We start from the raw sequence: 25956 nt of genomic DNA, 5'->3' as shown, positions 1-25956 counted from the left end.
CGTGAGGGCTGGCCGGGCTTTTTGACAGGGCATCCATGCCCTGATCAAAAAGGCGGGGACGTCCTGTCCCCGCCCCCCTGCGGGGGCCTTTTCGTCCAGCCCTCACCGCCGGCGCCAAGGGGACCCGGTAGATCAAGAGCAAGATCAAAAGCCAGAGCAGAAGCCAGAGCAGAAGCGCGCAAGCGGAATGCAGCGGCTGCGCCGCTGGCTCGCGGCTCTTCGCGAGAGCGCGCGGACTCCCTCTCCCCGTCGGGGAGAGGGTTGGGGTGAGGGGCCGGGCGGAGTGGTGAGCTGAGGGTTGTAACAACCTCAAAGCTCTTCTTCGCTCGGTTGAAGCGTTCACCTGCTCCCCGCAGGGGCGAAGGATTCTCTATCGGAGACCGAACCAGTTGGCGGTGCTCAATCCACCAGACTGACCGCAGTCCCCACCAGCTTCCGCGGACTGATGCGATACACGCACCGCCGCGCCCCTGCCAGCAAATGCTGTTCCCGCTTCACGCTCGCTTCTTCACCCAGCACTTCCTGAAACAGCTCCAGCTCCGCCCGGCAAAATCCCTGGCAGGCACGCGCGGCAGCGCAGATGGGGCAGTGGTCCTCGATCAGCAGCCAGTCGCGGCCATCTTTTTCGGCGCGCGCCATATAGCCCTCGCGTTCGCGAATCGCGGCGAGGCGTCGCACCCGTTCGGCCAGGGAGCGCGCACTGGCGGTGGTCTGCAGGTATTGGCGGCGGTTTTCATCGCGGCGCGCATCGACCAGCCGGTCGATGCCGGCCTCGCCGAACAGCGCGCGTACCGAGGCGATCAGGTCGACGGCCAGTTGTGCGTGTGCATCGGGAAAGCGGGCGTGGCCGGCGGCGGTGAGTGACCACAGCTGGCGTGGACGGCCGGCGCCGGTGGAGCGTTCCTGCGCGCCGACGATGAGCGCTTCGTCGAGCAGTTTCTGTACCTGCTGGCGGATCGCTTCGGTGCTCACGCCCAGCGCTTCGGCCAGCGCGGTGCTGCCTTGCGGCCCTTCGGTCTTGAGCTCGCCGAGGATGCGTTCGCTGGTGGGGTCCATATTATCCAAGCTCATGCTTGTTTAATCCATGCGGTTGGGTCTAATATCCCAAGTCATAACTTGGATATTGGCGCGCCGGGCGCGCATTGTCGAGGAACGCATGGCAACGGCTACGGCGTCCGCCTCCTGGGCGGATCTTCTTTCCGGTCGCAACGGCATCCGTTCGGTCGCGCTGGCGGGCGGTACCGCGCTGCATGCGATCAACATCTACGTGGTCACCACGATCATGCCCTCGATCGTGCGCGATATCGGCGGCCTGGCGTATTACGCCTGGAACACCACGCTGTTCGTGGTGGCCTCGATCATCGGCGCCACGCTGGCGGCGGCCCTGGCCGGACGGCTGGGTGGCAAGGGCGCGTATCTGTCGGGGCTGGCGGTGTTCTCGATCGGCGCGCTGGTCTGCGCGGCCGCACCGTCGATGTCCTGGCTGCTGGCGGGGCGCAGCTTGCAAGGATTGGGTGGCGGCGTGCTGGTGTCGCTGGCCTACGTGTTGATCCGTCAGGTCTTCGAGCCTTCGCTGTGGTCGCGTGCGATGGGCCTGGTCTCGGCGATGTGGGGTATTGCCACGCTGTCGGGGCCGGCGATCGGCGGCGTGTTTGCGCAGCTCGGCGAATGGCGCTGGGCGTTCTGGAGCCTGTTGCCCGCGGTGGCGGTGCTGGGTGCGATCGTGCTGGCGTGGTTGCCATCCGGGCATGCGGCCGGCGAACGCGCGGCGGTGCCGGGTGGACGGTTGGCGCTGCTGGCGCTGTCGGTGCTGGCGGTGTCGATGGCGAGCCTCGCCACTTCGCGTGGACTGCAATGCCTGGGCATCGGCGTGAGCCTCACGCTGGCGGCGCTGATCGTGCGCTCGGATCGCCACGCGCAAGTGCGACTGCTGCCGACGGGCGCTTATGCGCCTTCGCGTCTGCGTTCGCTCTATCTGGTGATGGCGCTGCTGGTGAGCGGCAGCACCGTCGAGATCTTCGTGCCGTATTTCCTGCAGACCCTGCTCGGCCACGAGCCGCTGGAAGCCGGCTATCTCACCGCGGTGATGGCGGCGGGCTGGAGTTTCGGCTCGATGCTCAGTGCCGGTCGCGATGGTGCCTTCGGCGCGCGTTGCATTCGCATCGGGCCTTTGCTGATGGCGGTGGCGCTCGCGTTGCTGGCGTGGACGCTGCAACAACCGGCGGCGTTCGCGCAGGGCCTGGGCCTGATCGCGCTATGCGTCTGGCTGGCCTGTGTCGGGCTCGGCATCGGCATGGCGTGGCCGCATCTGCTGACGCGACTGCTGGAAGCCGCGCCGGCGGAAGAGGGCGCGCTGGCGTCCTCGTCGATCTCGACGGTGCAGCTCTACGCGATGTCGCTCGGCGCCGCGGTGGCCGGCTGGGTCGCCAATGCGGCGGGCCTCAGCGACCCGGGCGGCGTACCCGGAGCGCGCGCCGCGGCGCTGTGGCTGCTCGGCGGTTTCGCCGTGCTGGTTGCGCTGGGCCTGCCGATCGCGCACCGCGCGGCACCTGTCCGCTCCTGATTCCTCTCCCCCCAACGAAGCACCACAAGGAACGCTACGCATGGCCATCGAACTGCTGCCGCTGCCTTACGAACTCAACGCGCTGGCGCCGCATATCTCCGCCGAGACGCTGGAATACCACTACGGCAAGCACCACCGCGCCTATGTCACGAATCTCAATACGCTGCTCCCCGGCACTGCATTCGAAGGCATGGAGCTGGAAGAGATCGTGCGCCGTTCCTCGGGTGCGATCTTCAACAACGCCGCGCAGGCGTGGAACCACAGCTTCTACTGGAACTCGATGAGCCCGCGCGGCGGCGGCGAGCCGCAAGGCCTGCTGGCGGACCTGATCGCGCGCGACTTCGGTTCGCTCGATGCGTTCAAGGAAACCTTCACCAAATCCGGTACGACGCAGTTCGGCTCGGGCTGGACCTGGCTGGTGCAGCGGCCGGACGGCAAGCTGGCGATCGTCAACACCGCCAACGCCGACACACCGCTGACCGGCGCGGACCGCCCGCTGCTGGTCGCCGACGTGTGGGAGCACGCGTACTACATCGACTACCGCAACGCCCGTCCCAACTATCTGCAGGCGTTCTGGCAGCTGGTGCATTGGGAATTCGCGGCGGACAACCTGGCCTGAGCGGCACTAGGAAAACCATAAGGTGCGGTCGCTAGGCTGGGCCGTCGACCGCCACCTTCATAGGTATCCGCGTATGAAAAAGCCGTCCATCCGACTGTTGCCGCTGCTGCTGGCCGCCGCGGTCCTGCCCGCGCTGGCCGCACCTGCCGAAACGCCGTATGCCATCACCGCGCGCCATGCGCTCGGTGGACCGGGCGGCTGGGATTACCTGAGCCTCGATGCCGCCGCGCACCGGCTCTACATCGCCCGCGACGACCGGGTGATGGTGATGGATACCGCCAGCGGCAAGCTGGCCGGCGAAGTGGCCGGCATGCAGCATGCGCACGGCGTGGCGCTGGCCCCGGCCACGCACGAGGCCTTCGTCAGCAGCGGCCGCGGCGACGAGGTCACCGTGTTCGATACGCAGACGCTCAAGCTCACCCGGCATATCGCGGTCAGCGGCAAGAACCCGGATGCGATCCTGTTCGACAGCGCCTCCGGCCATCTGCTGACCATGAATGGCCACAGCAACAACCTCAGCGTGATCGACGCGCAGGCCGGCAAGGAGCTGTCCACCATCGCGCTGCCCGGCCGTCCGGAGTTCGCGGTGGCCGACGGGCACGGCGCCTTGTATCTGAATCTGGAAGACAAGAACGCGCTGGCGCGGGTGGACCTCGCTGCGGGCAAGGTCAGCGCGGTGTGGCCGATGGCGCCGTGCGACGGGCCGACCGGCCTCGCGCTGGATGCTGAGCATGGCCGCCTGTTCTCGGTATGCGACAACGGCTGGATGATCGTCACCGACGCGCACGACGGCCACCAGGTGGCCAAGGTCGCGATCGGCAAGGGGCCGGATGCGGTGGTCTACGATGCCGCGCGCCGTACCGTGCTCGGCTCGGCTGGCGACGACGGCGTGCTCAGCGTGGTGGCGCAGGACGATGCGGACCACTACCACCTGCTCGGGAATCTGCCGACGCAGAAGAGCGCGCGCACCCTGGCGCTGGATCCGGGCACGCACCAGGTCTATCTCGCGGCCGCCACGGTGAGCGGCAAGGGCAAGCCGGTCGAAGGCTTTCAGGTGCTGGTCGCGGCGCCGCACTGAGCCCCCGGCCGCCTCGCCGGCCATGGCCGGCGAGGCGGGGCGGCATTATCATTCCGCGCATGCCCACGACCTCTCTCCCCGCTTTCCGCCCGGCGCTGGCCGCCGACGTTCCCGCCATCGTCGCTCTCGTCGAATCCGCCTATCGCGGCGACTCGGGCCGGCTCGGCTGGACCACCGAATCCGATCTGCTCGACGGCCGCCGCACCAATGTCGAGGGCGTGGCCGATCTGCTCATGCAGGCCGACAGCACCGTGCTGCTGGCCGAACGCGACGGCGAGCTGCTGGCCTGCTGCCATCTGGAACGCCAGGGCGAGGCCGGTTATTTCGGCATGTTCGCGGTCAATCCGCTGCTGCAGAACGGTGGCATCGGCAAGGCCTTGCTGGCCGAGGCCGAGCGGCATGCGCGCGAGCACTGGCAGTGCCTGGCCATGCGCATGACGGTGATCGAGCAGCGCGCGGAACTGATCGCCTGGTACGAGCGCCGCGGCTACCAGCGCACCGGCGAATATCGTCCGTTCCCTTACGGCGACGAACGCTTCGGCATTCCGCGCCGCGACGACCTGCGCTTCGAATGGCTAGTGAAGACCCTGGCCGGGGGCGCGGCGTGAGCGACGACGTCAGCGGCTGGACCTACGTCGGCACGCGCGCGGAACTGCTGCCCGGCGAGTTCAAGCTCGTGTACGACGAAGTGAGCCAGGAACCGATCGCCGTCTACAACATCGACGGCGAACTCTATGCGGTGCAGGACCTGTGCACGCACGACGGCGGCGACCTGGCCGGTGGCGACCTGCATGGTTTCGAAGTGGAATGTCCACGCCACGGCGCGCGCTTCGACCTGCGCACCGGTGCGGCGCTGTGCCCGCCGGCGTATGAGCCCATCGCGAAATTCCCGGTGCGCGAAGCACTCGGCGGCATCTGGACGCGCGACGACCGCGAGTGACGTTTACGCTTCGAAGCTGGCGTAGGTTGGGGTGAGCGCAGCGAACCCCGACACCGTGCCGGCACGGGCTGCGCAACGTTGGGATTCGCTGCGCTCACCCCGACCTACGGCGCGAAGCGGTAGACCAGGGCCATCGAGCCGGTGAACTGGTCGGCGGTGCCGAAGCTGCGCACCAGCGGACTGTCCTCCGCATTGCCGAGCAGGCGCGCGTAAGAGAGCGAGAACACCGTGGCGAGATGGCGGCCGAGCGGAATCAGGCCGTCGTACTCGATGCCCATCTGCTGGCTGCCGGAACCGGGTTGCCATGGCGCAACGCCCAAGGCGGCGGCTTCCACCGCGGACAGTCCGAAGAAGCGGCGCATCGCCGGGCCGTTCATCCACTGCCACTGCAACTGCAGGCCATGCTCGTAGCGGCCGATCGACGGCAGTGCGGTGAACGCATAGAGATTGAGATAAGCACCGGCGCCGAGCGTGTCGTGTGCCAGGTTGACGCCGACGTTCTGCGCTTCGCTGAAGTCGTATTCCAGATAGCCGCCTGCATTGAGCCGCGGCGACAGCGACGTGACCTTGCCGCCGAGCTTGCCGAGATCCTCGTGGCTGCGGCCCCACTGGTAGTTTCCGTAAAGACCGCCGTGCAGATGCGGGCCGGCGATCAGGTCGAGCGTGGCGCCGTCGTCGGTGGACAGCGTGATGCGGTCGCCGAGTTTCACCTGCACGTACGGTGCGAGCTGGTCGCGGTGCGCGCGCGAACCTTGCCAGGCGGGCAGGCGGATAAAGCCGGCGCCGAGCAGGTTGGCATCGGCGAGGGCGCCCGCCGTGTCGTCAGCGCGACACGGCGTGGCAACGTTCAACAGCAAGGCGCATGCGGATGCCGCGAGCCCGCGTACGAACGAACTCACGGGGCCTTTTGCCCGGCGTCGCCGGCAGTGAAACGCACCAGCACGCGCTGGCCGATGCGCGCGGAAGCCGGCGGCGGCTGGTCGAAGGCGAGCACGCATTCCACCGTGCGGGTGTTGGCGCGCACCAGCGGATCGTCTTCCAGCGCGCTGGCGCCGAACACGGTGCCGATGCGCAGCACGTGTGCGTTGAGGTTGGGCATGCCGCTGCCGCTGTCGTCGACCACCTCGGCGCGCATGCCGGGGCTGACCGCGCGCACGAAGGATTCATTGAGCTCGGCGCGCACCAGGCGCGGCTGCTCCGGCAGCAGCACGAAGGCGGCGCCGCCCTGCGGCGAGGCGGTGGCGCCGGGCTGGATCAGGCGCTGCACGATCTCGCCGTCCACCGGCGCCAGCAGGCTGCGCTGGGCCAGCTCGTAGCGGGCGCCGGCGAGTTTCTGCGCGGCGAGCGCGGCGTTCGCGCGGGCATTGGTCAGTTCGCCCTGCAATTGCCGCGAAGCCTCGCGTGCATCGTCGGCGCTCTGCGCGTCGCCGGCGCCGGCCTTGGCGGCAGCTTCCAGGCGTTCGGCGCGCTGGTCGGCGGCCTTCATGCGCGATTCGAGCAGGTCGGCCTGGGCCTGCGACTGCTTCTGCTCGGCCTCGGCCGAGGTCACCGCGAGCTTCGACGGCTCGGTGTCGAGCATGGCCAGCAGCTGGCCTTTCTTCACGCGGTCGCCTTCGTGCACCTTGATCTCGGCGACCACGCCGTCGCGCGGCATGCTCAGCTTGAGCAGGCCGCCTTCGATATCGATCTTGCCGCGCGCCACCGCCGCATAGGGCGAGACGGCCGGCGCCTGCCTGGCGGCGTCGGCGTTGTTGTCGCGCGAGCAGCCGGCCAGCGCGAGTGCGGCGGCGAGAGCGAGCAGTGAAAGGGGGCTCGAAAAGAGCTTGCGCAAACTCATGATGCGGATTCCTTGAGGCCCGGCACGGCGTCCGGCAGTGACGGCTGGCTGCGGTCGCTGAGGATGCGGCCGTCCTCCATGGCGAGGACGCGGTCGGCATGGCCGACCAGGCGCGGATCGTGGCTGACGCACAGCACGGTGGTGCCGTGCGCGCGTGCGATGCGGTGCAGGATGTCGATGATGGTCTGGCCGTTGGCGGCGTCGAGCGCGCTGGTGGGCTCGTCGGCGAACAGCAGTTCCGGTTCCTTGGCCAGCGCGCGGGCGATCGCCACGCGCTGCTTCTCGCCGCCGGACAGCTCCGACGGACGCAGGCGCATGCGCGGCCCCAGGCCGACTTCTTCCAGCGAGGCCACCGCGCGGCGGCGCGCCTCGCGCGGCGCGAGGCCGAGATAGCTCAGCGGCAGTTCCACCTGTTCCACCGCGTTGAGTGCGGGAAACAGGTTGAAGCCCTGGAACACGAAACCGGTATGCAGCAGGCGGAAGCGTTCCAGCGCGCGGATGTCGAGCTGGCCCAGGTCCTGGCCCAGCGCGGTGACCTGGCCGCTGTCGGGACGCTGCAGCCCGCTGAGGATCGCCAGCAGCGTGCTCTTGCCGCAGCCGGACGGGCCGGAGATCAACGTGAGTTCGCCGGAGCGCATGTCCAGCGTGAGGTCGTGCAGCACCGTGCTGCGCACGCGGCCGGATTCGAACGACTTGGCCACGCCGCGCGCTTGCAGCGAAATGGTCGAGGGTGAGGGTGTCGCGCTGGCCATGCTCACCTCAGCAGGCTCGCCGGATCGGCGCGGCGCAGGCTGCGCATCGCCGCCAGGCCCGAGACGATCGCCAGGCCCATGCCCAGCAGCAGGCAGGCCAGGGTGGTGAGCGGATCCAGCGCCACCGGCACGCTGCGGCTGCGCGCGAAGGCGAAGAAGATCCCGCCCAGCACCGCGCTGCCGACCAGGCCGATCGCGCCGACCCAGAACGCCTGCTCCATCACCACCTTGCGCAAGGCGCCGACGCCCACGCCCAGTGCATTGAGCGTGGCGTATTCGCGCACCGAGCCGATCACCGCCGCGACCAGGGTCTGGCTGGTGATCACCGCGCCGACCAGGAACACGATGCCGGCCAGGAACAGCACGCCGGCGCCGGCGCCGGTGTCGAACATCCAGTACAGCTGCGAGCGGCGCGCGAAGTCGCGCGCGGTCCACACGTCGTAGCTGCCGAACGAAGTGGTGCCGCGCAGGCGCGCGGCCACCGCGGCGGCTTCGTCCGGGTTGCGCACCTTGGCCACGAAATAGGTCATGCGGCTGGCGTTGGCCGGATCGGTGTCCAGTTCCGCGGCAGTGGCCAGCGAGGCCACCACGTTGACGCCGCCGAGCGCGCGCAGACCGCTGCTGACGCCGACCACGCGCACGCGGTGGCCGTTGATCACCGCCTTGTCGCCGACCTTGACGCCGAGGCTGCCGAGGTCGGCGCGATCGACGATCACCGCGCCGGGCTCGTTGAGGCGCGCGCGCAGGGCGACCGGCAGGGCGTGCGCGAACATCATGCCGTCGGCGCCGGTGGCGATGCCGGAGACGAAGACGGAGACGCCGCCGGTATCGCTGGGGCCGCGCCAGTCGGCATCGACCCAGTGGAACGGCTCGACCTGGGTCACCGCCGGGTCCATGCGCAGGCGCATTTCCACGCCGGCATCGATCGGCCGTCCGAGGTTCACGCTCTGCGTGCCCGGATAGCCGGTCCACAGATCGGCCGACGAGCCGGTGATGTACACGCTGGCGCTGCCGAAGATGCCCAGCACCAGGGCCGCCTGCAGCAGCTGCAGCAGGCCGGCGAAGCCGACCGCGAGGATGGCGGGCAGGAAGCGGCGCCATTCGTAGATCAGGGTCTTGCGGGCCAGGGCGACCATCAGTTGGCGCTCCGCGGCGGCGGGGGCGGCGGCATCGGCGCGCCGCCCAGGGCCTTATAGAGCGAGACGTAGGCGAGGTCGCGCGCGGCGATCGCGCCGGACAGTTCCAGTTCGGCGCGATGGCCTTCGATCACGCTGTCCTGCACGTCCAGGCCACTGCCCAGGCCCAGTTCGGCGCGCTTGCGGACCGCGGCGCCGCCGCCGAGCAAAGCGTCGGAGGCCTGCTGCAGCGCCTGCTCGCGGCTGCGCAGTTGTTCCAGGTCGCCCATCGCCACTTCGGTTTCGGCCACGCCCTGCAGCACGGCCTGGCGGTAGGCCAGCACCGCGACATTGAGCTCGTGGCCCTTGGCATGCGCCGCGGCGACGCGCTGGCCCCAGTCGAACAGCGGGATGTCGATCACCGGACCGGCCGAGAAGATGCCTTCGTGGTTACGCGCGCGATGATTGCTGGCGATGTTGATCGACCACATGATCGAGGAGCCGAAGCCGATGTGCGGATACATGTCCTTGCGCGCCAGGCCCAGTTCGCCGGCGACGCGCAGCACTTCGGCCTCGGCGACGGCGATCTCCGGCCGCACGCGCAGCAGGTCGGCCGGCGCGGCGGTGAGCTGCCAGGCGCCCAGGCGCGGCTGCGTGCCGGGTTCCAGCCAGGCGGGGTCGGGTTCGTTCTGGCCCAGCAGCACGGCCAGCTGCTGCGCGCTGGCGATGATCGCCTGGCGCGGTTCGGCCAGGGCGGCTTCGGCGCGGGCCAGCTCGGCCTGGGCGCGCGCGGCTTCCGCCGGCGGCGCCAGTTTCAGGTCCACCCGGGTCCGCAGCAGGCGCAGCTTTTCCTGTTGCGCGTCGTGGATGGCCAGCAGCAGGGCTTCCTGCCGCTGCGCCGAGCGCAGTTCCACCCAGCGCCGGGTCACTTCCGCCACCAGCGAGACCTGGGCGCCGCGCAGCGCAGCCTGGGCACCGTTGAGCTGGGCGGAGGCGATGCGCTTGGTGCTCTGCCAGGCGCCGAACAGCGGGAATTCCCAGCTGGCGTCGAAGCCCACCATGAAATAGGAGGCGCTGGTGTCGGGGTTCACCACGTCGTTGGTGCGGGCGTGCAGGTTGGGCAGGTAGCCGTCGCGCGAATGGCCGTTGAGCTGGCGGGCGGCCTGCAGGCGCTCGGCGGCCTGGGCCACGTCTAGGTTGTTGCCCAGCGCGCGGTCGATCAGCCCGTCCAGCGCCGGATCGCCCAGCGCCTGCCACCAGCCGCGCAGGTCGGCCGAGGGCGGCGCGACGTTGGCGGGGGCGTTGCGCCAGGCATCCGGAATCGGCGCCTTCAGTGCGGGCAGGGGCGCCACGGCGCAACCGGCCAGCAGGGTACCGAGAAGCGCGCACAGCAGTACCGGCGCGAAGCGTCCGATACGCGCGTTCGACGGTGGAGTAGCGGTTGAGAACACGTCTTTCCCGGTTATCGGCGGAAGGTGGCTGCCTGGTCGCGGCCGCTTGGAAAACCGCGCCTGGCGGCTCGGCCGGATGGGGGCGGCGAGCTTAGCCGTGCAGGGTATCGGGCTATGGTGACAGACGGCAATGGCATCAGCGGCGAGCATATCGTCCTGTGTCTTATGTTGAGCTTCAGATGCATGACTTCCGGCGGGAAGAATCTGGAAAGGGGGCCGAAAGGGGTTGGCGCCTATCGTTCAGGTATCGTGAACCCTGGAGTGACCGCGTGACGGCCTGGAATATCCTCTGCGACTTCGATGGCACCATTTCTGTCGAGGACGTGATCGACTCGCTGCTGGACCGTTTCGGCCGTCCCGGCTGGGAAGCGCTGGAGCAGGACTGGCGCGCGGGCCGCATCGGTTCGCGCGAGTGCATGAGCGGCCAGGTCGACCTGCTGGACATGAGTCGGCCGCAGCTGGACAAGCACCTGGAAGGCCTGTGGATCGACCACGCCTTCCCCGCCTTCGTGGCCAAGACCCGCGAACTCGCCACGCCGATCCGCGTGGTCAGCGATGGCCTCGACTACGCCATCCACAAGATCCTCGGCCGCTACGGCCTGGACGACCTGCCGCTGGCCGCCAACCACCTGGCGCCGGCCGAGCCGCCGCGCCAGTGGCAGCTGACCTCGCCGTTCCAGGCTGAAGGCTGCCGCAGCGGTACCTGCAAGTGCGCCTGCGTGGCCCAGGCCCGCAGTGGCGGCGCCAAAACCCTGCTGATCGGCGACGGCGCCTCCGACTTCTGCGCGGCTGACCGCGTCGACTTCGTGTTCGCCAAGCATCGCCTGATCGAGCATTGCCGCGCTGCCGGCATTCCGTACGTGCCGATCACCGGTTTCGAAGACGCGCTGGAACTGCTGCCGCGTCTGCTGGATGGCAGCCTGCTCGCCGAGCACGCCCGTCCCGCACCGGCCGTCGCCGCGGGCTGAGCCCGCGGTCGCGTCTTTAGCTGCATCGGCAAGACCCCATCGGCAAGACCCCGCCTGCCGTCCCCGTTTTCCTTCGCATTCGGATTTTTCGATGAACGCTTACGACCCCAACGCCGCCACCGGTGTGATTCCCGACGCGCAGTTGCTGGCCGACGAGGCGCAGTACAGCTCCTTCGGCGACACCGTGCATTACGTCGATCCGCCGAAGATCTTCCGCCACGGCCAGGGCAGCTGGATGTACGACACCGCCGGCGTGCCGTTCCTGGACCTGCAGATGTGGTACTCGGCGGTCAACTTCGGCTACGGCAACAAGCGCCTCAACGACACCTTGAAGGCGCAGATCGACACGCTGCCGCAGGTGGCCAGCCAGTACCTGCACCAGACCCGCATCGAGCTGGCCAAGACGATTGCCGTCGACGCGCAGCAGAAGTTCGGCCTGAAGGGCCGCGTGCACTTCAACGTGGGCGGCGCGCAGGCGGTCGAGGATTCGCTCAAGCTGGTGCGCAACTACAAGAACGGCAAGAGCCTGATGTTCGCCTTCGAAGGCGGCTACCACGGCCGCACGCTGGGCGCCTCGTCGATCACCTCCAGCTACCGCTACCGCCGCCGTTTCGGCCACTTCGGCGAGCGCGCGATGTTCATCCCGTTCCCGTATCCGTTCCGCCGCCCGAAGGGCATGACGCCGGAGGAATACTCCGACGCCTGCGTGCGCCAGTTCGAGCGCCTGTTCGAGACCGAATACAACGGCGTGTGGGACCCCAAGGTCAACCAGGCCGAATACGCCGCTTTCTACGTCGAGCCGATCCAGGGCACCGGCGGCTACGTCATCCCGCCGAAGAACTTCTTCAAGGACCTGAAGAAGGTGCTGGACAAGTACGGCATCCTGATGGTGGTCGACGAGATCCAGATGGGTTTCTGGCGCACCGGCAAGCTGTGGTCGATCGAGCACTTCGGCGTGACGCCGGACATCATCGTGTTCGGCAAGGCGCTGACCAACGGCCTGAACCCGCTGTCCGGCCTGTGGGCGCGCGAGGAGATGATCAATCCGGAAATCTTCCCGCCGGGCTCCACCCACTCCACCTTCAATTCCAACCCGCTCGGCACCTCGCTCGGCCTCGAAGTCATCAAGATGGGCTACGAGCTCGACTACGAGACCAGCGTGGCGAAGAAGGGCGCGCACTTCCTGGACGCGCTGAAGGACCTGCAGAAGCGCCACAAGGAAATCGGCGACGTCGACGGCCTGGGTCTCGCGCTGCGCGCCGAGATCTGCACCGACGACGGTTTCACCCCGAACCGCGCGCTGCTGGACAAGATGGTCGACATCGGCCTGGCCGGCGACCTGCAGCACAACGGCAAGAAGATCGGCCTCGTGCTGGATGTGGGCGGCTGGTACAAGAACGTGATCACGTTCGCGCCGTCGCTGGACATCACGCATGAAGAGATCGACCTGGCCATCGCGCTGCTCGATCAGCTGCTGACCAAGGCCAAGAAGGCGATGTAAACCTTTGCCGCCGCGGATGCGCCACGCGCTTCCGCGGCGGTATGAGAGAAGTTTTTTGTCGACATTTCCCATGCAGGGGAAGCTGGCAAGCAAGGCGGCGCTTCGGTGTCGCCTTTTTTTGTGCGCGTGGTGCGAGGCGTTGCGAGTATGTCGGGTTGAATTGTCCTAATCGATAGGTCCGACGGCGTGTTTAGTGTCCGGTTTATTTGAATACCTATGCGCTGTTTTGTTTTCTTTGTTGCTGTCGTCGCTGGCCTGCGGCGCATGCATGATTTTCCGTCGCCATGCTTCGTGTATTGATTGATTCGCGGATGCCATCGTCTGTGGCGCGGTTTTTAATAATTATCCGATTTCGCGTTCGGCGAGCGGTTGTCTGATTTTTTCCAGTTCATTTCCCACCTAGCATGAACCCTTCCACATGCGCCGGAATGCGCGGAGGGGATGCGTTTTTCGTAGCGCGGTTGCGCCGGTCGGTCGGAAGGCCGGATGTGGATTTGTGCACGCTAACGATGGGAGATAGGGAATGAATAGGATTTATCGCACTTTTCGATATGCGGAGAACGAGCGAGGCATGATGGCGCCTGGATGGCGTGAGCGTGCAGATAAACGGAGGCGTATTCGTCGCCCAAGGCACTATCCACTGGCCGGTGCCAGTCTATGGGCAATGGGAGTGGCACTGGCATGTCATGCGCCAACTGGCAGTGCCAGTGAAATGCTCTATATCAATGACAATGCCGACACCGGCTGCGGCGTATTCAATGAATCGATCGGCAGTCAGATCGCCAGCGTGGTCTGCAACATCGGCAGCATCGCCGAGTTGCGGGCGCAGAACGTGGTGGTCGGGGCCATGGTCGTCAACAGCAAGGGGACCTTCGTCAATGGCGGGCTTTCGATCGGCGGCGCCTTCGATGTCGGGGCGAACCAGATCCACGCCTTGCAGGCGGGCACGGCGGGCACCGATGCTGCGAACGTCAGCCAGTTGCAGCCCCTCGTGGATGCCCTGGGGGCTGGTGCGAAGCTCGATGCCGTCACCGGTGCGGTGAGCGGCCCCGGCTTTGCGCTTGCCAATGGCGGTGCCCAGGCGACCGTGGGCGGTGCACTGAGCGGACTGGATGGGGCCATCAGCACCGACAAGGGGAACATCGCCGCGCTGCAGAGCCTGGTAAGCCAGGACGTCGCCAGCGGAACGATCAACCTGGGCGGCAACTTGGGCGGCGCCACGGTGGATCTGTCCAGCAAGAGCGGCGGCAGGACGCAGACGCGCCAACTGACCGGGTTGACCGAAGGCGCGCTGTCGAGCATCAGCACGGATGCCGTGACGGGAGCGCAGCTCTACGCCACCGATCAGAACGTCACCAGCAACAGCAGCAACATCAGCTTGCTGCAGACCCGGATCGACAACGGCCTCACTGGCCTGGTGCAGCAGGACACAACTACAAGAATCATCACCGTGGGCGCCGCCAGCGGAGGCAGCACCATCGACTTCACCGGCAGCGATGGCAGCCGTGTGCTCAGCGGCGTCGCCGACGGCAAGGCGGACCATGACGCCGCGACCGTCGCCCAGTTGAAGGCGGTGGGCCTGGTCGATCCAGGCGGCAGGATGCTGGCCGCGCTGATGTACGACGACCTCGCGCTGGGCAGCGCAACCCTGGGTGGCGCGGCGGGCACGGTGATCCGCAACCTCGCTGCCGGCACCGTGGCGGTGGGCAGCATGGAAGCGGTCAACGGCGGCCAGCTCTACGCTCTGCGGCTGGACGTGACCCAGCAGATCAACGTGCTGAATGGCCGGGTCGATACGCTCAATCTGCAGGTGGGTTCGTTACAGCCGGAGCTTGCGAAGGACCCGGTCCCCAGTGGCGGTAAGCACGATCCGGTGATTGCACCGGGCACGGCACCCGGCAGTACCGCGGTCGGCGATGGCGCCAATGCGACGGGGAACGGCGGCACTGCGGTGGGCACGGGTGCGAACGCCACAGGCACCGACAGCACAGCGATCGGCTCGCACAGCACGGCCAGCGGCAACGGTGCGGTAGCGGTGGGCGCAAACTCTGTCGCTGATCGCGATCACGCCGTATCGGTAGGTTCGCCGGGCAACGAGAGGCAGATCACTAACGTGGCCGCGGGCATCACGCGCACCGATGCGGCTAACTGGGGCCAGGTGCAGGATGCAGTGCAGGAAGTGCAGCACTGGGTTCGCGACCGCTTCAAGCGGGCGAGCCGCCTGGCCAATGCGGGCAGTGCCGCCGCGATGGCGATGACTAACGTGCCGCAGGCCTATGCGCCCAACCAGAGTGCCATCGGCGCCGGCATCGGCAGCTTCAAGGGCCAGTCGGCGCTGGCCGTGGGCCTGTCCACGATCACGCCGGGCGGCCGCTGGGTGGTCAAGGGCAGTCTTACCGGCAATACCCAGGGTGATGTGGGCGTGGGGATGGGCGCGGCGATGGTGTGGTAAGCGCTGTGTGGTAAGTGCCGTGCGGTAAGTGCCGAGTGACAGCACCGTAAGCGGGCGGCGGCGCGTTAAGCGTCGCCGCCCTTTTTCGCCGTGCGTGCATGCGGGAACCGTACCTCCACGCGCAGCCCGCCTTCGCTGCCGGCCCTGAAGCGCACCTGCGCCTCGTGGCGTTCGGCGATGCGCTGCACGATCGCCAGCCCCAGGCCAGTGCCTTCCTCGTTGCTGCCGGGCACGCGGAAGAAGCGTTCGCCCAGCCGCGCGAGGAAAGCGGGCGGTACGCCGGGGCCGTTGTCTTCCACGCTCAGGCAGGCGCTGTCCTCGTCGTCGGTCACGCCGACCGTCACCATGCTGTCGCGGCCGGCGTAGCGCAGCGCGTTGTCGAGCAGGTTGTCGAGCAGTTCCTGCAGGGTGATCTGGTCGCCGTCGATCCACACCGGCCCTGCCGGGCCGTCATAGCCCAGGTCCACGCCAGCGGCCAACGCCTCGTGCACGCGCAGCGCCAGCAGTTCCGGCATCAGGCGCGCGAGGTCGAGCAGGCCGTGCGGATCGCCGGCGTGGTCGGGCGACTGCGCACGGGTCAGCGCCAGCAGCTGTCCGGAGGTGCGCGTGGCGCGCTGGGTCAGGCGCAGGATGTGGTCCAGCGCATCGTTCACCGTTTCCCGCGACGGATCGGCCTGGGCCCGTTCGACATGCACGCGCAGCCCCGCCAGCGGCGTGCGCAGCTGATGCGCGGCATCGGCGATAAAGCGTTCCTGCAACGCCAGCATCGCGCGCAGGCGTGCGAACAGGCCGTCGATGGTGCGGGTCAGCGGCAGGATCTCCACCGGCACGTCGGCATCGCCGATCGGCGCCAGGTCGTGTTCGCGCGCGGCGAGGCGTGCGGTCAGCGGGTCGAGCTGGCGCAGGCCGATGCGCACGCCGAACCAAACCAGCACGAACACCGAGGCGATCAGCAGCGCCTGCGCCGGAATGCTCAGCAGCAGGATCTCGCGTGCATTCTGGCGGCGATCGCGCAGCGTCTCGGCCAGCGTGACGGTGAGCGAGTCACCGCCCTCGTGCGTGCTGTCGATCACCACGCTGGCGGCGCGCAGCTTGCGCCGGTCGACCACCGCATCGAACAGCTTCGGCTCGCCATTGACCGCCAGCGACAGCCGCGACGGCGGCACCAGGGTCGGCGTTCCGGCGATCAGCCCGTGATGCTCGCTGACGATGCTGAAGTAGTTGATGTTGTTGTGGCCTTCGGGGTCGTACTGCAGCAGGAACTTGGCCTGCTCCGAGATCGGGCCGTCCATGCCCATCTGCAGCATGCGCGCCACGGTTTCCGCGCCGCCGGCCAGGTCGCGGTCGTGCACGTGGTTGGAATAGACCAGGGCGCCGGTGTAGGTGATCAGGCTTTCCAGCAGCAGCATCAACATCAGCGGCACCAGCAGGAAAGCGAGCAGGCGCCGGCGCAGGCTCTGCCGGCCATCCGGCTCCAGCAGGCGATACAGCCAGGGCTGCGCGTCGGACCCTTCGCTCACTCGGCGCCTTCCTTCGATTCCTCCAGCAGATAGCCCAGGCCGCGGATGGTGCGCACCTGGGTGCCGGAACCGGACAGCTTGCGGCGCAGCCGATAGATGGCGATGTCCAGGCCGTTGTCGGTCAGCTCCTCGTCCCAGTTGCACAGCGCTTCCACCAATTGCGCGCGGCTGGTGACGCGGTCCGGGCGCGCGGCCAGCGCTTCGAGCAGGCCGAATTCGCGCGCGGTCAGCTCCAGCGGGGCTTCGTCGACCCAGGCGCGGTGGCCGGGCAGATCCAGGCGCAGCCGGCCGATGCTCATTTCCGGCGCGCCCTGCGCGGTGTAGCGGCGCAGCAGAGCGCGCACGCGGGCTTCGAATTCGGCCAGGGCGAAGGGTTTGACCAGGTAGTCGTCGGCGCCCAGGTCGAGCACGCGCACGCGTTCGCGCAGGCCTTCGCGGGCGGTGATCACCAGCACCGGCAGGGCGGCGCCGCGCTTGCGCAGGCGCTGCAGCACGTCGCTGCCGTCCAGGTTGGGCAGGCCCAGGTCCAGGATCAGCAGGTCGTAAGGCGTATCGCGCAGCGCGCTGTCGGCGCGGGCGCCGTCGTTGACGTGGTCGACCGCATGGCCGCTCTGGCGCAAGGAGGCGCACACGCCGGCGGCGATGGCGGGGTCGTCCTCGGCGATCAGGATGCGCATGCGAGGCTCCTGGCGGCATGCGCCGGGTGGCGCGGGCGTTTGAGTGAATTGCGAGTCATTCTCATCTGTGACAGTATCCGTGCCCGGCCGCAACTTAAGCGGCCCGATCGCCCGGCAGCTTAGCGCCCGGACCGATCGCTGGGACAGATCGCACGCGGCGTCGTTCATCGCCGGCCAGCGATACCCGCACTTCATCACGGGCACACGCATGGGCAGGCAGGTGGCAACAGGGGCACAAGACGGGCCGGATCGGGCCGGGCAGGAGCGGGCCGGACAAGATCGGGCCGGACGCTCGTTCTGGCTGAAGCAGTTGCATCGCTGGCATTGGATCAGCTCCGCCATGTGCCTGCTCGGCATGCTGCTGTTCGCGCTCACCGGCATCACGCTCAATCACGCTTCGCATATCGAGGCGAAACCACACACCGAACATCGCGCGGCGCAACTGCCCGCGCCGCTGTTGCGCGCCGTGTCGGGCGAGGACGAGCGCAAAGGCGTGGCGCTGCCCGTCGTGGTCGCGGATTGGGTCAGCAGCACGCAGGGCATCGACGTGGCCAACCGCCCCGCCGAATGGTCCGCCGACGAGATCTACATCTCGATGCCGCGCCCCGGCGGCGACGCCTGGCTCAGCATCGACCGCGCCACCGGCAAGCTCGAAGCCGAACGCACCACGCGCGGCTGGATCTCCTATCTCAACGACCTGCACAAAGGCCGCAACGCCGGCCCCGTGTGGGGCTGGTTTATCGACCTGTTCGCGCTGGCCTGCGTGGTGTTCTCGGTCACCGGCCTGCTGCTGTTGAAAATGCACGCCGCCCAGCGCGGCGCCACCTGGCCGCTGATCGCGTTCGGGCTGGTGCTGCCGCTGGTGCTGGCCCTGATCTTCATCCACTGAACTTCCGAAGGAGCACCCCGATGCGTCGCCTGCTCTACACCATGCCCGTCCTGCTGCTCGCCGCGCCGGTCGCTGCGGCCGATCTCGACGTCACCGTGCAGATCCCCCAGCTGGATGTCGCCGAATACCACCGCCCCTATACCGCGGTGTGGATCGAGCGCGCGGATCACAGCGTCGCCGCGCAGCTGGCCGTGTGGTACGCGCAGAAGGACAGCAAGGAAGGCGCCGGTACCAAGTGGCTGCCGGAACTGCGCCAGTGGTGGCGCCGCGGCGGCCGCGAGTTGCCGATGCCGGTGGACGGCGTCTCCGGCGCCACCCGCCCGGCCGGTGCGCAGCAGCTGAAGTTCAAGCAGGGCAAGGCGCCGCTGGGCGAACTGCCGCCCGGCCAGTACGAGCTGGTGGTGGAAGCGGCGCGCGAAGTCGGCGGCCGCGAAGTGGTGCGCGTGCCGTTTACCTGGCCGGCCGCCGCGCCGCAGCACCTCGATGCCAAGGGCAGCGCCGAACTGGGCGCCGTCAAAGTCGACCTCGCGCCCTGAGCGCCGCGCCTCTCTATCCCTTTCCAGGAGTCCCCCATGTCGCTTCGCTCGCTGTCGCTCTCCGCACTCGCTCTCGCCCTGTGCCTTCCGCTCGCCGCGCAGGCGCACAAGATGTGGATGCTGCCCTCGGCCACCAATGTCTCCGGCGCCGATCCCTGGGTGACGGTGGACGCCGCCGTGTCCAACGACCTGTTCTTTCCCGACCACGTGCCGGGTGATCTGTCGCGCCTGGTGATCACCGCGCCGGACGGCCAGGTGGCGAAAGCGGAGAACAGCATCACCGGCAAATACCGCAGCGTGTTCGACCTGCACCTGACCCAGCAAGGCACCTACAAGCTGGCGCTGGTGAATGCCGGCGTGTTCGCCAGCTATGAGCTGGGCGGCGAGAAGAAGCGCTGGCGCGGCGACGCGGCGAATCTCGCCAAGGACATCCCCGCCGCTGCGAAGAACGTGGAAGTGAACGAGTCGGTCAACCGCGTGGAAACCTTCGTCACCAACGGCAAGCCCAGCGACGCCGCGCTCAAGCCCGCCGGCAAGGGCCTGGAACTGGTGCCGGTCACGCATGTCACCGACCTGGTCGCGGGCGAGGGCGCCACCTTCCAGTTGCTGCTGGACGGCCAGCCGGCCGCCGACGTCAAGGTGACCGCGATCGCCGGCGCCACCCGCTACCGCAACGCGCAGGACGAGTTCGAGGCCACCACCGGCAAGGACGGCAAGTTCACCCTGACCTGGCCCAAGCCCGGCATGTACTGGATCAACGCCAGCACGCAGGACGACAAGACCAGCGTGAAGCAGGCCAGGCAGCGCCGCCTGTCGTATACGGCGACGCTGGAAGTGCTGCCGCAATAAACCGCGCCATGGCGATAGCGACGGACGCCATGCACGAGCTGCACGGCGAGACCATGGGCACCACCTGGTCGGCGCGCATCGTCGCGCCGGCCGGTGTGTCCGTGCGCGATTGGCAGGACGGCGTGCAGCGTTGCCTCGACGAAGTCGATGCGCAGATGAGCACCTACCAGCCGGATTCCGCACTGTCGCGCTACAACGCGGCACCCGCCGGTACCTGGCAGGCCATGCCGGACGAATGTTTCGCGGTGATCGCGCATGCCTTGCGCCTGGCGCGCGACACCGGCGGTGCCTACGATCCGACCGTCGGGCCGCTGGTGAACCTGTGGGGTTTCGGTCCCGAAGAGCGGCCGGAGCATCAGCCATCCGACGAAGCGCTTCTTGCGGCGCGCGCAAGCGTCGGCTGGTGGAAGCCGCAACTCAATGAAGCGGCGCGGCAGATCTTCCAGCCCGGCGGCGTCTATATCGATCTTTCGTCGATTGCCAAGGGCCATGGCGTGGATCGCGTCGGCGCATGGCTGGACGATGCCGGCGCGTCGGCGTGGCTGGTCGAAGTGGGCGGCGAGATGAAAGCCCATGGCACCAAGCCGGATGGCTCGCCGTGGCGCGTGGGTATCGAACGTCCGGATGGCTCCGGCGCGTACGACCATGTGCTTGCCCTGAGCGGACGCGCCATCGCCACCTCCGGCAATTATCGGCGGCATTACACGCAGGACGGCGCGGTGCGCTCGCATCACATCGATCCGCGTACCGGCTATCCCGTCGCGCACGCGGTGGCATCGGTGAGCATCCTCGCGGCGCGCGCCATCGATGCCGATCCGCTCGGCACCGCGATGACTTTGCTCGGGCCGGATGAAGGCCTGGCGTTCGCGCACGCACGCGACCTTGCCGTGCTGTTCGTGCTGCACAGCGAACGCGGTTGGCAGACGCGCATGTCACCGGCTTTCGAAGCGGCGCTGCGCGCATGACCGGGCCGCTTGCCGCCAACCGGCGCGAGGCATTCGGCCACGCGCTGGTGCTGCTGCCGCTCGCCGCGCTGGCGGCATGGTTGTTCTCCTTGCATGCCGGCGCGCTGCAATGGCACGACCCTGGTGCGCAGCGTTGGCTCGAAGCATCGGTCAGCGTGCTTGCATGGCTGGGGCTGATCGCCTTGCTGCGTTGGCAGCGCCGTATGCCGGAGGCGGTTGGCGCGGCGAGTGCGGACGCATTGTTGATCGCCTACGCCAGCCAGACCGGCTTCGCCGCGCAACTCGCCAGGCAGACGGCGGACAGCCTGCGCGATGCCGGCATGCCGGCACGCGTAACGCCGCTGGGCACGCTCGACGAAGCGGCGCTGCGCGACGCCGGACGCGTGCTCTTGATCGTCAGCACCACGGGCGAGGGCGATGCGCCGGACGAGGCGTCGGCTTTCGAGCGGCGTTGCCTGGCCCGCATCGGCAACCTCGCTGGCCTGCGCTACGGCCTGCTCGCGCTGGGCGACAGCGACTATGCGGAGTTCTGCGGCTTCGGCCGCCGCCTGCGCCATTGGCTGGCGGAATCCGCTGCGCAACCGCTGTTCGATCCGGTGGAAGTGGACAATGGCGACGCCGGCGCATTGCGCCATTGGCAACACCATCTGGCCATGCTCAGCGGCGCCACCGAGATGCCCGATTGGCAGCGGGCGCCGTATGCAAACTGGCGTCTCGTGCAACGCCAACTGCTCAATCCGGACAGCCTGGGCGGGCCGTGCTTCCATCTCGCCTTGCGGCCGGAGGATGGCATGCTGGCGTGGGAGGCTGGCGATATCGCGGAGATCGAACCGCGCCACGCAGCGGAGACGGTAGCGCGCTGGCTGGCTGCTACCGGGTTCGATGGCGCGCTGGTTGTCGGCAACGACACGCTGTTCGAGCGCCTCGCACGCAGCCATCTCCCCGCATCAGCGGACGTCGCTGACCTCGATGCCGCCACTCTCGCCGCGCAACTGCAAGCGCTGCCGCATCGCGAATACTCGATCGCCTCGGTGCCCGCCGACGGTGCGCTGGACTTGCTGGTGCGCCGGATGCAGCACGACGATGGCCGCCCCGGCCTCGGCTCCGGTTGGCTGACGCAACACGCCGAAGAAGGCACGGCGATCGCGCTGCGCATCCGCGCTAATCCCTCATTCCGCCCGCCGGCAACGGACCTGCCGCTGATCCTGATCGGCAACGGCACCGGCCTCGCCGGTCTGCGCGCCTTGCTGAAGGCACGCATCGCCGTCGGCGCACGACGGCACTGGCTGCTGTTCGGCGAGCGGCAGCCGGATCGCGATTTCTTTCACCGCGATGAGCTGGAGGGTTGGCTGCGCGATGGCTGGCTGGAGCGGCTGGACCTGGCCTGGTCGCGCGAGCCTGTTGCGCCAGCATATGTGCAGCGGCGCTTGCGCGAGTCGGCGGCATTGCTGCGGGCGTGGGTGGAGCAGGGCGCGGCGATCCGCGTCTGCGGCAGTTTGGCCGGCATGGCGCCGGGGGTGGATGAGGTCTTGCGCGAGGTGCTCGGGCCCGACCTGGTGGAACAGATGCGCGTCGATGGCCGCTATCGGAGAGACGTGTACTGACGCCACGCGTAGGTTGGGGTGAGCCGCAGGCGAACCCCAACGATGCGATGCGCCTGGATATGGCGATGTTGGGGTTCACCCGCGGCGCACCCCAACCTTCGCACCATCAAACGTGACCTTTGGCCTATGCCTCCACCCACGCCCATGGCGCACCCTGCTGTATCACCTGGGGAGAGACAAAGATGGTGGGACGAGGGGGCAGAACGATAGGCCTGGTGCTGGCGCTTGCCGCAGCATGGGCCGTGCTTGCGCAGGACGCACCGGCGCCGGCGAGCAGCAGCGCAGCCGCGCCGAAGCCGGCCACAGCTGCGGTGGAACAAACCGCTCCAGCCGCGGCCACGACGGATATACCGCTCGCCGGCGCCAGCGCCGCCGGTGCGCGCCAACCCAGCGCAGCGAATGCGTGGGGCGGCGAACGCCAGGGCAACGAGCCGACGCTGTCCGATCGCGTCGTGAGTTATCGCATCGACGCCGAACTGGACGCGGCCAAGCATGCGGTTACCGGCAGCGAACAGATGAGCTGGCGCAACCGCAGCGACCGCCCGGTGCGCAGCGTCTACCTGCACCTGTACCTCAACGCTTTCAAGAACGAAGGCAGCACCTTTTTCACCGAGCGCCACGTGCTCACCGCGCACGGCCACTCGCGCGGCGCGGCGACGCTGAAGAAAGGGCAGTGGGGCTATATCGATCTCAAGCGCGTGCAGCAGGGCGGTGCGGCGCTGAAGTGGAGCTTCGTGCAACCCGACGGCGGCCCGAAAACCGACCAGACCGTAGTGCGCGTGGACCTGGCCCAGCCGGTCGGCGCGGGCGAAACGCTCACCCTCGATATCGACTTCCTCAGCCAGTTGCCGCGGGTGGTCGAGCGCACCGGCTGGTGGGGCGATTTCAACCTGGTCGCGCAGTGGTTCCCGAAGATCGCCGTGCTGGAACTGCCGGGCGAACGCGGCGCCAGCGAACTGCGCTGGAATGCCCACGAATTCCATTTCAACAGCGAGTTCTACGCCGACTTCGGCAGCTACGACGTGCGCCTGACCGTGCCTTCCGACTACACCGTCGGCGCGGTGGGCGAACAGCAGGGCGCGCCGACCCAGGCCGGCGGCAAGAGCACCTATCACTTCGTGCAGGGCGACGTGCACGACTTCGCCTGGCTCGCCGCCAAGGGCTACCAGACCCTGGATGGCAGCTTCACCGGCCCCGGCGTGCCCAAGGTCGCCGTGCGCGTGATCTACCCGCCGGAATACAAAGCCAGTGCGCAGCCGGTGCTGAAGGCCACCACCGATTCCCTGGAGTACTTCTCGCGCACGCTCGGCGCGTATCCGTACCGCACCGTCACCGCGGTGGTGCCGCCGTATAACGGCGCCGAAGCGGGCGGCATGGAATACCCGACCTTCTTCACGGCGGAGGGCTATTCCAAGATCGACGCGCAGACTTCCGACCAGTGGGAAATCGACTTCGTCACCATCCACGAATTCGGCCACGGCTATTTCTACGGCCTGCTCGCCTCGAACGAATTCGAAGAGCCGATGCTCGACGAAGGCCTCAACGAGTACTGGGACGAGCGCATGCTGCGCGAACGCAACCAGCCGATCCTGGTGCCCAGTTCCTTCGCCGCGCGCCTGGGCATCCATCCGGCGATGGACGTGTTCGTGCAGGAGCGCCTCGGCGCGGGGCTGAAATCGCCATACGACCCGCTGTCGGAAAACTCGTGGAACCGCTATTCGAGCAGCAGCTACGGCACGGTGTATTCGCGCACCGCCACCGCCATGCACGACCTGGAAGAGCGCCTGGGCAAGCCGGTGATGGAGAAGGCCTTCCGTGAGTACTACCGGCGCTGGCACTTCCGCCATCCCTCGGTGGCGGATCTGCGCGCGACGCTGATCGATGTTTCCGGCGACGCGAAGAACGTCAACGAGATCTTCGACCAGTACGTCTACGGCACGGCCTTTATCGACGACCGCATCGCTGCCATCGACAACGACGAAGTGGTGCCGCAGGCCGGCGTGTTCGACAGGGATGGCAAGCGCAATGAGGTCGATGCGGAAGAACTGGACAAGCAGCTCGACAAGCAGCGCGAGGCATGGGAGAAGGCGCATAAGGACGCCAAGTCCTGGGAGGGGCCGTTCCCCTGGCGCGGCACGGTGACGGTGGCGCGCGATGGCGCGCCGGTGCCGCAACTGCTGCGCGTGAGCTTCGCCGATGGCAGTCATGAGGACGTGCACTGGAATGACAACCGGCGCTGGGCACGCTTCGTGTTCGACAAGCCGTCCAAGGTGGTGTCGGCCGAGCTCGATCCGGAGCAGAAGATCCTGCTCGACGCCGACAAATTGAACGATAGCCGCACCACCAAGGCGAACGCCGCGGCCTCGCGCCGCTGGACGTCCGACATCGCAGCATTGCTGCAGGCTTTCTACTCCTTCCTGGTGACGCTGTGATGGCCTTCAAGAATTCCCGTCGGGTTTCCCTGGGCGCCTTGCTCGGCGCTCCCGTGGCCGCGCTGCAGTGGCGCCTGCTGCTGCTATGGACGTTGCTGCTGTTGCTGCCCACGCTGGTGGCGGCGCTGCCGTTGCTGCGTACGCTGAGCCTGTTGCTGGACCACTCCGTGCACGCCGATGCCTGGGCGCATCAGTTCGATGCGCTGATGTTCGGCGACACCGTGCGCAGCGTGATGAACAACGGCGGCGCGGTGCATGGCGGCTTGATCGCTGGCGTGCTGCTGACGGTGCTGCTGTCGCCGCTGCTCAATGGCATGGCAGTCGGCGCCGGCCGCGCCGGCCGGTCGCTGGGCTTCGGCCATCTGCTGCAGAGCGGCGTGGTGGAGTACGGCCGCATGTTCCGCCTGATGCTGTGGACGGTGCTGCCTTATGCCGCGGCGCTGTGGGCGGTGAAGGGGAGCATGGATCTGCTGGACGACAAGACCGAGGTGGCGGTGCTGGAGGCGCAGGCGCAGGCGACGACGCATTGGATCCTGGCGTTGGCGGTGTTGTGCGTGGTGCTGGCGCAGGTGATTGCGGATGCGGGGCGCGCGGCGTTCATTGCCGACCTGGGGTTGCGCTCGGCGTCCAAGGCGATCTGGCGCGGTTTTTTGCAGTTGCTGCGGCGGCCGTTCAGCAGTCTGTTTGCTTATGTGTTTGTGTCGGCGATCGGGTTTGGCGTGGCGTTCGTTTTGGGGGTTGCGCGGGCGCATGTCACGTCGGTGGGGTTGGGCTTGGTGCTGGGGTTTCTGTTGATGCAGGTGGTGGTGATGGTGATGGGGTGGACTCGGGTGGCGCGGTTGTTTGCGTTGGCGGAGGTGGCGCGGTCGCTGGGTGGGGGGAGGCGGGCTGCCTTCTGAGGATGGCTGGTCATTCCGGCGCAGGCCGGCCCCGAAGGGGTGAGCGAAGCGAATCATCCAGTAGCGGTGGCGTTTGATTGTCGCGTTGGCGCGAGGATGTCTCGCCTGTCGGCGAGTGTTTCGCCCCGCTGCCGCGGAGCGAGTTACTTCTTCTTTGCTTGGGCGGTTTCAACTGGTCAATGCAACACCACATGGTGATGACGACCGGGAGAGACGATGAGCAAAGCAGGGTCGACCGCAAGAGGCCTGAACGCGGAACAGAAGAGGCGGTTATGGAGTCAGTGGCGACAAGGAGACTCCATTGCCGAG

The 25956-nt window shown here is 67.9% G+C and carries 23 protein-coding genes; 15 read left to right on the top strand and 8 right to left on the bottom strand.

Going from position 1 to position 25956, the window contains the following annotated elements:
* Nucleotides 1-399: 399 nt before the first annotated feature.
* On the bottom strand, nucleotides 400-1056 hold the full coding sequence (locus AB4083_RS21940) for a helix-turn-helix transcriptional regulator (protein ID WP_441610634.1): 657 nt from the start codon (nucleotides 1054-1056) through the stop codon (nucleotides 400-402).
* Nucleotides 1057-1156: 100 nt separating this feature from the next.
* Between AB4083_RS21940 and AB4083_RS21935 the strand changes: the two genes are divergently transcribed.
* The 5 genes from AB4083_RS21935 (at nucleotide 1157) to AB4083_RS21915 (ending at nucleotide 5200) form a co-directional block, all read left to right on the top strand.
* On the top strand, nucleotides 1157-2563 hold the full coding sequence (locus AB4083_RS21935; protein WP_441610633.1) for an MFS transporter: 1407 nt from the start codon (nucleotides 1157-1159) through the stop codon (nucleotides 2561-2563).
* Nucleotides 2564-2603: 40 nt separating this feature from the next.
* Nucleotides 2604-3182 (top strand): superoxide dismutase, encoded by a 579-nt coding sequence (locus AB4083_RS21930; protein WP_441610632.1) that lies wholly within the window; start codon nucleotides 2604-2606, stop codon nucleotides 3180-3182.
* Between the two features lie 73 nt (nucleotides 3183-3255).
* Complete coding sequence (locus tag AB4083_RS21925; RefSeq protein WP_441610631.1) at nucleotides 3256-4260, top strand: YncE family protein; 1005 nt, start codon at nucleotides 3256-3258, stop codon at nucleotides 4258-4260.
* A 59-nt stretch (nucleotides 4261-4319) separates the two neighbouring features.
* Nucleotides 4320-4868, top strand: a complete 549-nt coding sequence (locus AB4083_RS21920) for a GNAT family N-acetyltransferase (RefSeq protein WP_441610630.1) — start codon at nucleotides 4320-4322, stop codon at nucleotides 4866-4868.
* Nucleotides 4865-5200, top strand: a complete 336-nt coding sequence (locus AB4083_RS21915) for a non-heme iron oxygenase ferredoxin subunit (protein WP_441610629.1) — start codon at nucleotides 4865-4867, stop codon at nucleotides 5198-5200. Before AB4083_RS21920 ends, AB4083_RS21915 begins: the two co-directional genes overlap by 4 nt.
* A gap of 104 nt (nucleotides 5201-5304) precedes the next feature.
* Here AB4083_RS21915 and AB4083_RS21910 read toward each other — a convergent pair whose 3' ends face one another.
* From AB4083_RS21910 to AB4083_RS21890, 5 genes are read right to left on the bottom strand one after another with little or no spacing between them, the layout of a single operon-like run.
* Nucleotides 5305-6057, bottom strand: a complete 753-nt coding sequence (locus AB4083_RS21910) for a MipA/OmpV family protein (RefSeq protein WP_441610628.1) — start codon at nucleotides 6055-6057, stop codon at nucleotides 5305-5307.
* A gap of 38 nt (nucleotides 6058-6095) precedes the next feature.
* Nucleotides 6096-7037 (bottom strand): HlyD family efflux transporter periplasmic adaptor subunit, encoded by a 942-nt coding sequence (locus tag AB4083_RS21905; RefSeq protein ID WP_441610627.1) that lies wholly within the window; start codon nucleotides 7035-7037, stop codon nucleotides 6096-6098.
* Nucleotides 7034-7789 (bottom strand): ABC transporter ATP-binding protein, encoded by a 756-nt coding sequence (locus AB4083_RS21900; RefSeq protein WP_441610626.1) that lies wholly within the window; start codon nucleotides 7787-7789, stop codon nucleotides 7034-7036. The genes AB4083_RS21905 and AB4083_RS21900 overlap by 4 nt, the downstream gene beginning before the upstream one ends.
* A 2-nt stretch (nucleotides 7790-7791) precedes the next feature.
* Complete coding sequence (locus AB4083_RS21895; RefSeq protein WP_441610625.1) at nucleotides 7792-8925, bottom strand: ABC transporter permease; 1134 nt, start codon at nucleotides 8923-8925, stop codon at nucleotides 7792-7794.
* A complete protein-coding gene (locus AB4083_RS21890; protein WP_441610624.1) occupies nucleotides 8925-10355 on the bottom strand; it encodes a TolC family protein in 1431 nt (476 codons plus the stop codon). Before AB4083_RS21890 ends, AB4083_RS21895 begins: the two co-directional genes overlap by 1 nt.
* Nucleotides 10356-10624: 269 nt before the next feature.
* Here AB4083_RS21890 and AB4083_RS21885 point away from each other — a divergent pair, with 269 nt between their 5' ends.
* The 3 genes from AB4083_RS21885 to AB4083_RS21875 all read left to right on the top strand — a co-directional run bounded on the left by AB4083_RS21885 (nucleotide 10625) and on the right by AB4083_RS21875 (nucleotide 15276).
* On the top strand, nucleotides 10625-11323 hold the full coding sequence (locus AB4083_RS21885; RefSeq protein ID WP_441610623.1) for an MtnX-like HAD-IB family phosphatase: 699 nt from the start codon (nucleotides 10625-10627) through the stop codon (nucleotides 11321-11323).
* A gap of 91 nt (nucleotides 11324-11414) precedes the next feature.
* Nucleotides 11415-12824: an aspartate aminotransferase family protein gene (locus AB4083_RS21880; RefSeq protein WP_441610622.1), complete on the top strand. Its 1410-nt coding sequence runs from the start codon at nucleotides 11415-11417 to the stop codon at nucleotides 12822-12824.
* Nucleotides 12825-13536: 712 nt separating this feature from the next.
* On the top strand, nucleotides 13537-15276 hold the full coding sequence (locus tag AB4083_RS21875) for a YadA family autotransporter adhesin (RefSeq protein ID WP_441610621.1): 1740 nt from the start codon (nucleotides 13537-13539) through the stop codon (nucleotides 15274-15276).
* Between the two features lie 65 nt (nucleotides 15277-15341).
* Here the strand turns inward: AB4083_RS21875 and AB4083_RS21870 are convergent, their stop codons facing one another.
* On the bottom strand, nucleotides 15342-16796 hold the full coding sequence (locus AB4083_RS21870) for an ATP-binding protein (RefSeq protein ID WP_441610620.1): 1455 nt from the start codon (nucleotides 16794-16796) through the stop codon (nucleotides 15342-15344).
* Nucleotides 16793-17473: a response regulator gene (locus AB4083_RS21865; RefSeq protein ID WP_441610619.1), complete on the bottom strand. Its 681-nt coding sequence runs from the start codon at nucleotides 17471-17473 to the stop codon at nucleotides 16793-16795. Before AB4083_RS21865 ends, AB4083_RS21870 begins: the two co-directional genes overlap by 4 nt.
* 340 nt (nucleotides 17474-17813) lie before the next feature.
* On the opposite strand from AB4083_RS21865, the gene AB4083_RS21860 reads away from it, so the two are divergent.
* The 7 genes from AB4083_RS21860 to AB4083_RS21830 all read left to right on the top strand — a co-directional run bounded on the left by AB4083_RS21860 (nucleotide 17814) and on the right by AB4083_RS21830 (nucleotide 25647).
* Nucleotides 17814-18362, top strand: coding sequence for a PepSY-associated TM helix domain-containing protein (locus AB4083_RS21860; RefSeq protein ID WP_441610635.1), 549 nt, complete (start codon nucleotides 17814-17816; stop codon nucleotides 18360-18362).
* Nucleotides 18363-18382: 20 nt separating this feature from the next.
* Nucleotides 18383-18898 carry a DUF2271 domain-containing protein gene (locus AB4083_RS21855; protein WP_441610618.1) on the top strand — a complete coding sequence of 172 codons (516 nt, stop codon included), beginning with the start codon at nucleotides 18383-18385 and terminating at the stop codon, nucleotides 18896-18898.
* A 36-nt stretch (nucleotides 18899-18934) separates the two neighbouring features.
* Nucleotides 18935-19747, top strand: coding sequence for a DUF4198 domain-containing protein (locus AB4083_RS21850; RefSeq protein ID WP_441610617.1), 813 nt, complete (start codon nucleotides 18935-18937; stop codon nucleotides 19745-19747).
* An 8-nt stretch (nucleotides 19748-19755) separates the two neighbouring features.
* Entirely contained in the window at nucleotides 19756-20712 is a 957-nt protein-coding gene (locus AB4083_RS21845) for an FAD:protein FMN transferase (RefSeq protein ID WP_441610616.1), read from the top strand.
* On the top strand, nucleotides 20709-22316 hold the full coding sequence (locus AB4083_RS21840) for a sulfite reductase subunit alpha (RefSeq protein WP_441610615.1): 1608 nt from the start codon (nucleotides 20709-20711) through the stop codon (nucleotides 22314-22316). The genes AB4083_RS21845 and AB4083_RS21840 overlap by 4 nt, the downstream gene beginning before the upstream one ends.
* A 215-nt stretch (nucleotides 22317-22531) precedes the next feature.
* Nucleotides 22532-24748: a M1 family metallopeptidase gene (locus tag AB4083_RS21835; protein WP_441610614.1), complete on the top strand. Its 2217-nt coding sequence runs from the start codon at nucleotides 22532-22534 to the stop codon at nucleotides 24746-24748.
* Nucleotides 24748-25647, top strand: a complete 900-nt coding sequence (locus AB4083_RS21830; RefSeq protein WP_441610613.1) for a hypothetical protein — start codon at nucleotides 24748-24750, stop codon at nucleotides 25645-25647. Before AB4083_RS21835 ends, AB4083_RS21830 begins: the two co-directional genes overlap by 1 nt.
* Nucleotides 25648-25956: the final 309 nt, after the last annotated feature.

The organism is Dyella sp. 2RAB6 (assembly GCF_052115385.1).
In the GTDB taxonomy this organism is placed as follows: domain Bacteria; phylum Pseudomonadota; class Gammaproteobacteria; order Xanthomonadales; family Rhodanobacteraceae; genus Dyella_D.
The sequence above is the reverse complement of the archived record's forward strand: the minus strand, read 5'-3'. Positions and strand labels throughout refer to the sequence as shown.

Coding starts and splice junctions, on each gene's coding strand:
- AB4083_RS21875 (WP_441610621.1), top strand. CDS start 13,537: ATGCTCTATATCAATGACAATGCCGACACCGGCTGCGGCGTATTCAAT.
- AB4083_RS21935 (WP_441610633.1), top strand. CDS start 1,157: ATGGCAACGGCTACGGCGTCCGCCTCCTGGGCGGATCTTCTTTCCGGT.
- AB4083_RS21845 (WP_441610616.1), top strand. CDS start 19,756: ATGGCGATAGCGACGGACGCCATGCACGAGCTGCACGGCGAGACCATG.
- AB4083_RS21855 (WP_441610618.1), top strand. CDS start 18,383: ATGCGTCGCCTGCTCTACACCATGCCCGTCCTGCTGCTCGCCGCGCCG.
- AB4083_RS21920 (WP_441610630.1), top strand. CDS start 4,320: ATGCCCACGACCTCTCTCCCCGCTTTCCGCCCGGCGCTGGCCGCCGAC.
- AB4083_RS21895 (WP_441610625.1), bottom strand. CDS start 8,925: ATGGTCGCCCTGGCCCGCAAGACCCTGATCTACGAATGGCGCCGCTTC.
- AB4083_RS21905 (WP_441610627.1), bottom strand. CDS start 7,037: ATGAGTTTGCGCAAGCTCTTTTCGAGCCCCCTTTCACTGCTCGCTCTC.
- AB4083_RS21930 (WP_441610632.1), top strand. CDS start 2,604: ATGGCCATCGAACTGCTGCCGCTGCCTTACGAACTCAACGCGCTGGCG.
- AB4083_RS21940 (WP_441610634.1), bottom strand. CDS start 1,056: ATGGACCCCACCAGCGAACGCATCCTCGGCGAGCTCAAGACCGAAGGG.
- AB4083_RS21860 (WP_441610635.1), top strand. CDS start 17,814: ATGTGCCTGCTCGGCATGCTGCTGTTCGCGCTCACCGGCATCACGCTC.
- AB4083_RS21900 (WP_441610626.1), bottom strand. CDS start 7,789: ATGGCCAGCGCGACACCCTCACCCTCGACCATTTCGCTGCAAGCGCGC.
- AB4083_RS21880 (WP_441610622.1), top strand. CDS start 11,415: ATGAACGCTTACGACCCCAACGCCGCCACCGGTGTGATTCCCGACGCG.
- AB4083_RS21865 (WP_441610619.1), bottom strand. CDS start 17,473: ATGCGCATCCTGATCGCCGAGGACGACCCCGCCATCGCCGCCGGCGTG.
- AB4083_RS21840 (WP_441610615.1), top strand. CDS start 20,709: ATGACCGGGCCGCTTGCCGCCAACCGGCGCGAGGCATTCGGCCACGCG.
- AB4083_RS21850 (WP_441610617.1), top strand. CDS start 18,935: ATGTCGCTTCGCTCGCTGTCGCTCTCCGCACTCGCTCTCGCCCTGTGC.
- AB4083_RS21830 (WP_441610613.1), top strand. CDS start 24,748: ATGGCCTTCAAGAATTCCCGTCGGGTTTCCCTGGGCGCCTTGCTCGGC.
- AB4083_RS21925 (WP_441610631.1), top strand. CDS start 3,256: ATGAAAAAGCCGTCCATCCGACTGTTGCCGCTGCTGCTGGCCGCCGCG.